Origin of the sequence: Methanoculleus sp. DTU007, from assembly GCF_001512385.1 — an archaeon.
GTDB lineage: Archaea > Halobacteriota > Methanomicrobia > Methanomicrobiales > Methanoculleaceae > Methanoculleus > Methanoculleus thermophilus.
Map to the genome: position 1 here is coordinate 1 of NZ_LFRO01000062.1, position 7,739 is coordinate 7,739.

8 protein-coding genes and 1 pseudogene are annotated in these 7,739 nt (G+C 60.9%); 2 read left to right on the plus strand and 7 right to left on the minus strand.

Going from position 1 to position 7,739, the window contains the following annotated elements; all coding sequences use genetic code 11:
• Positions 1 to 63: 63 nt before the first annotated feature.
• Complete coding sequence (locus ACI94_RS06740) at positions 64 to 1,149, minus strand: helix-hairpin-helix domain-containing protein (RefSeq protein ID WP_066957663.1); 1,086 nt, start codon at positions 1,147 to 1,149, stop codon at positions 64 to 66.
• A 186-nt stretch (positions 1,150 to 1,335) separates the two neighbouring features.
• Here ACI94_RS06740 and ACI94_RS06745 point away from each other — a divergent pair, with 186 nt between their 5' ends.
• Positions 1,336 to 2,547, plus strand: a complete 1,212-nt coding sequence (locus tag ACI94_RS06745) for a geranylgeranyl reductase family protein (protein ID WP_066957665.1) — start codon at positions 1,336 to 1,338, stop codon at positions 2,545 to 2,547.
• Between the two features lie 228 nt (positions 2,548 to 2,775).
• Here the strand turns inward: ACI94_RS06745 and ACI94_RS06750 are convergent, their stop codons facing one another.
• Positions 2,776 to 3,024: a tetratricopeptide repeat protein gene (locus tag ACI94_RS06750; RefSeq protein WP_353743250.1), complete on the minus strand. Its 249-nt coding sequence runs from the start codon at positions 3,022 to 3,024 to the stop codon at positions 2,776 to 2,778.
• Complete coding sequence (locus tag ACI94_RS06755) at positions 2,913 to 3,605, minus strand: tetratricopeptide repeat protein (RefSeq protein ID WP_273259006.1); 693 nt, start codon at positions 3,603 to 3,605, stop codon at positions 2,913 to 2,915. The genes ACI94_RS06750 and ACI94_RS06755 overlap by 112 nt, the downstream gene beginning before the upstream one ends.
• 161 nt (positions 3,606 to 3,766) lie before the next feature.
• Between ACI94_RS06755 and ACI94_RS06760 the strand changes: the two genes are divergently transcribed.
• Positions 3,767 to 4,225 (plus strand): hypothetical protein, encoded by a 459-nt coding sequence (locus ACI94_RS06760; RefSeq protein ID WP_066957668.1) that lies wholly within the window; start codon positions 3,767 to 3,769, stop codon positions 4,223 to 4,225.
• Between the two features lie 15 nt (positions 4,226 to 4,240).
• On the opposite strand, the gene ACI94_RS06765 is transcribed toward ACI94_RS06760, so the two are convergent.
• The 4 genes and pseudogenes from ACI94_RS06765 to ACI94_RS06780 form a co-directional block, all read right to left on the minus strand.
• Positions 4,241 to 4,666 (minus strand): hypothetical protein, encoded by a 426-nt coding sequence (locus ACI94_RS06765; RefSeq protein WP_066957670.1) that lies wholly within the window; start codon positions 4,664 to 4,666, stop codon positions 4,241 to 4,243.
• A 143-nt stretch (positions 4,667 to 4,809) separates the two neighbouring features.
• Positions 4,810 to 5,643 carry a hypothetical protein gene (locus tag ACI94_RS06770; RefSeq protein WP_066957673.1) on the minus strand — a complete coding sequence of 278 codons (834 nt, stop codon included), beginning with the start codon at positions 5,641 to 5,643 and terminating at the stop codon, positions 4,810 to 4,812.
• 56 nt (positions 5,644 to 5,699) lie between these two features.
• The gene (gene dinB / locus ACI94_RS06775; protein WP_286681247.1) at positions 5,700 to 6,836 is read right to left on the minus strand and encodes a DNA polymerase IV; all 1,137 of its coding nucleotides are present in this window, start codon (positions 6,834 to 6,836) and stop codon (positions 5,700 to 5,702) included.
• Positions 6,837 to 7,394: 558 nt separating this feature from the next.
• A pseudogene (locus ACI94_RS06780) lies at positions 7,395 to 7,739 on the minus strand (methyl-coenzyme M reductase subunit alpha); the annotation flags it as partial.

Below are 7,739 nucleotides of genomic sequence, written 5' to 3' on the forward strand. Positions count from 1 at the left end.
GAGTTTGGAAAGATAGCATAACCACCGGTACCTCGATCTCCGGGGATCCAGGCTCGTTTCCACCTAGAGGGCAAGCCGCATCTGCACCGAATCCCGCCCGCCGAACGTTAGATAGCATCCGGCAGCCTTTCCCGGAACCCCGGCCCGCGCCGCAAGGTCAGCAGGGCCGGTAAACGGCTTTTCTTTGCGCAGCAGGAGGATTCTGTCGGCTCTCTTCGGCCCGATGCCTGGTACCCGGAGGAGGTCGCGGCGTGAGGCCAGGTTGACGTTCACCGGACTGCTGCCGTCTGCGAGGACCTCCTTTGGATCACGGTTCGGGAGATAGTCCCCGTCATCAAGGACCGTCCGGAGTTCATCGGGCGTAACCCCATACTCCCGGAGCAGGGAGTCTGCCTGGTACCACCGTCTTGCCCGCCATACGGGGGTATTGGGGCGTGAGGCGAGGGGGGTTCCCGGCAGGGCATGGAACGCCGAGAAGTAGACACGGGAGGGGCGGACCCGCCGATACTGGTCGGCGAGACATGAGAGGATCTCGGCATCGGTCTCACCCGCCGCCCCAAGAACGATCTGGGTGGTATGCCCGCCGGGCTTCTCCTCAGCGATCCAGGCCTGACGTTTCAGGATATCCTGCCTGTAATCCTTCACCCCGGCGATGCACCCGAGTCGGTCGGCGGACGTCGCCTCCAGGTTGATGCTGATCCGGTCCGCCACACGGGCAGCGTCGTGAATGTCCGCCCGGGTGGCGCCGGGGAGGATCTTCAGGTGAAGATAGCCGTCATAGCCCTGCCGCCGCAGGATCTCCCCCGTCTCCACGATCTCGTGCATCACAGAATCGACGTCTCCGGCGATACCGGAACTTAAGAAAAGCCCGCCCACGAGCCCCTCCTGCCAGAGCCCGAGGAAGGTCCTGGCAAGTTCTTCAGGGGTGAACCGGAGCTGCTCTCGCTGCAGGCGGACTGCACAGTAAGCGCAGTCGTAAGCGCAGGTGCCGTGAAGCAACACTTTGAGCATCCGCCCGCATCCGCCAGCCCGCCGGTTGTAGTTGATGACAGGTGCAGCAGAAAGAAGCCTGATCCCCTCCCCGGGACTGCAGAGGTCGAATCGGCCCGCCGCGGTGAGACGGGTAAGTTTCTGCTCCAGTGTCGACATGCAGAAGCATCGGTTCGCAGAATTAAGAGCTTGCCGCGCGGGGTGTGAAAGTGTCGATGAACATCAGGTATGATACGACCGCCAGCGTGGGCGCAGTCCCCCCGCAGGGCTGATACAGTGAGGAATATCCTGGAGAACGGAATAAACATAAACAACAGTTTCTCATTACCACGGAGAGAGACAGAGATGGAGAGTCGACCGGATTACGACGCAGTCGTTATCGGGGGCGGGCCGGCCGGAAGCACTGCGGCGTATCTGCTTGGCCGGTTCGGTCACCGGGTGGCGCTTTTTGAGAGACAGAGGTATCCTCGAGATAAGCTCTGCGCTGGCTGCCTCAGCCAGAAGTCCGTCCGGTTCCTCGAGCGGGTCTATTCCCTGCCGGTTCCCGCCCTCAGGAAGGAAGGACTGCTTGATTTCACCGGGACGGATTATGCCCTCTACATAGGAAGCAACCGTGTCCTCGCCGAAGACCTCGCTGAACCGTTCCACTTCACCCGACGGGAGCGCTACGACACTTACCTCGCCCATAAGGCGGCAGAGGCCGGCGCAGAGATCCACGAAGGCGTCGACGTGACCGCAATCGACCACGTCAACCGTATCGTCACGACCTCAGACGGAGAACAATATACTGCCCGTGCCATCATCGGTGCCGATGGGATCCATAGCCGGGTCCGGCGCTCCCTCCCGGACAGCGCTATCGACCCGGAGCGGTGGAACAAGAACCTCGGCTGGGCCCTGGAACTTGCGATCCCGCGGGAGGAGGCAGAGGTGCGCATGAGCGAAGAAGCGACCATTCGTCTAAGCGACGGTCTTACAACACCGTGCCTCGTTCTTGATGTCTGCCGGTGGGGCTACGGCTGGGTCTTTCCGAACAGAGAAGAGATCATCGTGGGGATCGGGGGGCTGATTGAGAAGAACCGGAGAGGGCTCCCCGATCGTCTCAGGGAATTTTTGAAGGTCGTCGGTCTTTCAGCCTTTGAAGAGCGGAAACCAGCAGGATGGCCCCTGCCGTTCGGCAATTACATCACCTCCCCGGCCTATGAGGGGACACTCCTCGTCGGGGACGCTGGAGGGTTTGCAAGTCCCATCCTCGGCGAAGGGATCTTTTACGCCCACCGGACCGCGGAACTCGCCGCCCACGCCGTTGACCGCCACATCACCACAGGTGCACCGCTCGCCGGGACCTACACCTCCCTCCTCAACCGGCGCCTCATCCCCGAACTCCAGGCGGAGATGAGACTCCGGGACTTCATCTACCGTTGCCTGGATGCCCGGATGTACATACCCCTCGTGGCCTTGATGAGAACGACGCGCAGGCGGGTCATCGACGCAGTGCAGGGGTCCCGATCGTTTCGGAGATTTCGACACGATGAGGATCTCCACACCGCCGTCTGGTGATCGTTTGCCCGGCAGATACCTCTTATCCATCCATATGCTTAATGTGCCGGCTCATGGAGATCTCCTGCCATCCCTCTCTTCATGAAGGCAACACCCGCACGGGAGGATGCCATACTCTGGATCGCACGGCTTGCCTCCTGGCGGGTTTGACAGGGTCTACCTGATGAGATAGGAGAGGTCTCGCGAACGGATGAGAGGTGAGTGCATTGCCCCCAGAAACGGGGGACGTCACCACTTCTCAATCAGGGAGACGAGCATCTTGCGGACCTGGGAGGTCAACTCGCAGTCAGGGTTGATCTCAAGGGCCTTGTCGGCGCATGCAAGCGCGTGGCGGTACATGCCGAGGTGGTAGAGGACGCTGCACTTCATGCTCCATCCGGCAGAGTACCGCGGATCGAGCGAGAGCACCTGGTCGAAACACTCAAGCGCCTTTCGGTACTCTCCGAGTGCGTACAGGGCCCCCCCTTCAGGCTCCAGACCCGGACATTCCCGGGGTCTTCACTGATGGCCCGGTCGTAGCAGGCAATGGCCTCCTCGTGCTGGTGCCGGAGGAAGTGAACATAACCAAGATCGATCCAGGCCGCCACAAAATGGGGATCGATCGAGAGCACTCGTTCGTAACAGGCAACCGCTTCGTCCAGCTGGCGCATTGCAACGAAGATCCCGCTCCGGTTATACCATGCGACGGCCGAGTCAGGGTTGAGCTCCACGGCCCGGTCATAGCAGGCAAGCGCCTCCTCAAACCTGTTGCGGCGTCGGTGCAACATCCCCCGTGAGACCCAGGCCGGAGCAAATTCCGGATCAATCTCAAGGGCTTTCTCCCAGCAGGCCAGAGCATCCTGATCCCGGCCGAGGAGATCAAGGAAGACGCCTTTGTTATTCCACATCTTCACGTTTGTCGGATCTTCTTCGAGCACTCTGTCAAAGCAACCTATAGCCTCAGTGAACCGTCCCTGCTGTGCGAGGGAGACGGCTTTTCTGCTCACCTCAGTATCTGTTTCGGGCCTCTCCCGGTCATCGGGATCGCATCTTCCAAAAAGTCTGTCTGTGATGCCCATTCCAGTGCTCCCCCCATAGCAACGCAACTGGTAGCAGGCATACAATATAACCGTTCCCCTTGATCGGGATGGCAAATGTTGTGGAAACGTGAACAACCCCCATCCGGACAGTCTCTTTGCGCTCCCTTCACTCAACGGACCCGGGGGTATTCTTACCCGGTATGGTGTCGGATCACCCGCTCCACTCGCCCGACGCCACCCTCGTGACGGAGTTCCGTATGCACCCGGGCATGGCAGATACCGCAGAGAGTGAGCAGGTTTTTCGGGTCATCGTTCGTGGGATCACGGTCGAGATGGTGGATGTGAAGGTCCCGCTCTCCGCCGCAGATAGCTCACCGTTGCCCGTCCCGCTCAAGAATCGCACGCCGGATCGCTTTCCAGCCAGGGAGGGCATACTTCTCCTGTGCACGGATATGGATCGAGAACCGTTCGCAGTACACGGAGCCTGCGCTCCGCACGGCGAACGGGCACTGATAGCAGAGCCGGCGAAAGCCGTTCCGGTCGGGGCAATCGTTGCAGGGTGGATCCAGAGAACGGTCGAATGCACCAAGATGCAGCTGGAGGTAGGTGCTCACGATCAAAAAGAAGGTTGGTTCCAGGACGGGATAAGGATGGGGTAACCCCAATCCCACAGATCACAGCGGCATCGGGACGGGAGTCTCGGGGCCCACAGACGTCCTGCTCTGGTGCAGGACAACACCAGCAGCGCTCCGGATCTCGATCTCAAGCGCCACGCCATCCATGGGTTCTTCACGCGGGACAACGATCGCGATGGGGTTGCCGCTGGAGATCCTCTCGTATCGCACGTTCTCCCGGGTCTCGATCATCGTGCCCCACGAGACGTCCCGCTCGATCGTATAGGTCACGCTGTAGGTTTCCGGTTCATCGGAGTTCGGGATGTATCGGAACTCCACACGGTCGTCGTAGCCGGAGGCCTCACCCCGGAACTCCGTTGCCGTCTTCCCCGCAGAAGACTGTCCTTCGCCGGTGCACCCGGCAGTGAAGAGCATCGTCACGAGGATCAGACATACGAGAAATATGCGTTTTACGGTCGAAGTCATTCCTCACCGTTTCCAGTCGGTTCCGTACCCGTTGGGCATCCGGTCCCGGCGCCCCGGGTGCGGTACGCACCAGTGAGAATGTATCTTCGGGATTTTTAAAATGAGTTCCGCAGGCATCTCCGCAAAGAGATGGCGGCAAGTCGTCACCCCTTCTTCTCCTCCTCCCGGTAAGGGATCGGGACGTAGGCGACCGACGGGCGGCGGGGCATCGCCTGGGGAAAGAGATCCATCAGGCGGTAAATCTCGGCGGGCATGCCGGAGATGACGGGAAGCCCGAGGTCCCGGGCCTCCTCGAAGGTGATCGGGTAGTCATGGGTCCACGTTCCCTCAACGAGCAGGCGTGCGAGGCGCTCTGCCCGATCAGTCTCCATGCGGTCCCGGAGCAGACTGACCACGAACTCCCTCATCTGGCTCTGGGCCTTTGCCGCGATATCGACCAGGATGAAGGTCTCATCCTCGATCTCCTCCGGAGGTTTCAGACGCGGAACCCGTAAGATCGACGCCGCCGGGTAGTCGCCGATCCGCGGATCGACCGGTCCGAGCACGGCGTTCTCATCCATCATCACCTCATCGGCCGCAAGACAGAGGAGAGTCCCGCCGGACATGGCGTAATGCGGGACGAAGACCGTCACCTTTCCTTTATGACGCCAAAGCGCCATTGCGATCTGCTCGGATGAGAGGACGAGACCTCCGGGGGTATGGACGATGAAGTCGATCGGCATCTCCGGTGGTGTGAGCCGGATCGCCCGCAGCACCTCTTCAGAGTCGTTGATGTCGATGTAGCGGTAGAACGGAATGCCCAGGAAGGCGACCCGCTCCTGCCGGTGGATGAGGGCGATGACCCTTGTTTGGCGTTCGGCCTCGATATCACGGATCGCCCGCAGGCGTCGTGCCCTGGTCACCTGCTGCTGGGCAAACGGCACCACGAAGAGGAGGATGATTGCAACCGCGAGGAGCACGGTCCAGATATCAGGCATTCTGGCAGCGTAATGCGCACTCAATATAAGAGGGTTCGCCCCAGTGACTCCGAGGCCTACCCCGGAAGGCGGCCAGGGTTATGCCGCGCTAAGGGGAGGAACTCGTCGATCGACGTCTGCCGGGTGCGTCCGCCCTCGAGGGTCGAGAGCCTGATCCCGATAAGCCGGACGGGCGTACCGTTGAGGAACGGAAGGAGCAGGGCTGATGCGATCCGTCGGATCGTCTCAGGGTCGCCGGTGAACCGCTCAAGCGTTCTCGACCGGGTATGTGTCTGGAAGTCGCGGTACCGGACCTTGACGGTGACGGTTCGGCACCGGAGACGCTCAGCCGCAAGGGTCTCGGCAACGTCGTCTGCAAGGGTCGCAAGCGTCTCGGACAGGAGAACGGGATCAGCGGTGTCCGTCTCAAACGTCGTCTCGCGGGAGACGGACCGGGACTCAACCCGACCCTGCACCTCGCGGTCATCGATCCCGCAGGCAAGACGGTGGAGGTGGATCCCGGGCCGTCCAAACCGGGCGATGAGATCCTGAACGTCCCTGCGTGCAAGATCGCCGATGGTCAGGATACCCATCCGCCGGAGTTCCTCACCGGTCTTCCTCCCGACACCGGGGATCTTCGTCACCGGCAGCGGGGCGAGAAACGACGTAACCTCATCGGGAGGGACAACCGTCAGTCCGTCGGGTTTTTGATGGTCAGAGGCGATCTTCGCCACGGCCTTGCCCGGGCCGATTCCGATCGAGCAGGTAAGCCCTGTCTCTTCCCGGATCTCGCGTTTAATTGCGGCGGCAAGTGCCTTTGCGGCCATGAAACTGCCGGCATCGCTGACGTCGAGGTAAGCCTCGTCGATGCTCACCTGCTCGATGCGCCAGGCATGCCGGGAGAGAACCGCCATGATCTCCTCTGAAACTCTGGTGTAGAAGAGGCGATCCACCGGAAGAAAGACACCGTGCGGGCAGAGGTCGTACGCCCGGGAGATGGGCATGCCGGAGTGGACGCCGTAGCGGCGGGCCTCATACGAGCAGGTGCTCACAACCCCCCGGCCCGCCCCGCCCTTCGGATCGGCGCCGACGATCACCGGTTTTCCAGCGAGGGACGGATTCCGGCGGACCTCCACAGAGGCGAAGAAACTGTCCATATCCACGTGCAGGATTATCCGGCCGCCGGTCGCCACGTCATGAACTCCTCCACACACCGGTCCTCTTGCGGAGATGTTTGAGATCCGGCGATATAAGGAGGTTTGGTGGCCGGGGCGAAAGTGAAGGGTCAAAAGGGGCTGCACGGGTGCTGGATGGAGCAGAGGGCGGCATTCTCCGATCATACCGGAAATGACCATGTGTAAGCCCGAAAACGGATTTCTACAGCAACAGGACACGTTAAACCCATGAAAATTACTTCCGTAGATGGGCCGTGTGGATATCGCTACGCACTGCCCCAGCCTACCTCATCGGTGAAGCTTGAACTGAGCGTTTCTGTAACCCAGACCTGGTGCAGACCCACCAACTGAACACCCCGCCGCCCCAATCCAAAGCCCCCGCGCGCCTCTTCGTGACCGGGACAGGTATCGCGGAGACGAGGGAGAGAAGAAGTGCGAAAGAATCACTGAAAATAAGCAGACTTCGTGATATGAATTTGTGGCCTCATAATACGTGGGCGAGTGGGAGCCACCCGCTCCACCTTCTCCATTTGATCGGCAGGAATGTTTGCGATCACGGAAATGAGGACGTGCAAATAAAAGGGTAATGGAGTTGGTTTACCTGGCCGGGATGATGAGCGAGCGCTCGCCGGCAGGCATGAACTCCCGAATTGCACCCTTCGCGAACTCGCGGCGGGGCTCGGAGAAGTCGAACTTCAGCGCCGGGTCGGCGAAGCAGACCTTCACGAGCGGACTGTAGCAGAACGCGTCGCCGCGGCCGTAGTGGGAACCGCCGACAATAGCGGCGTATTCGCCCTGGTGACCGACGTTCATCGCGTAGTTCGGGTAGTTCGGACCACGCAGTTCGCCCATCAGACCGCGGTCGGACTCCATGGAGAGCGAGTTTGCGGAACCGCACTGGTCCTGGAGGTCGTAGCCGAAGAAGCCGAGACGCGACCATCC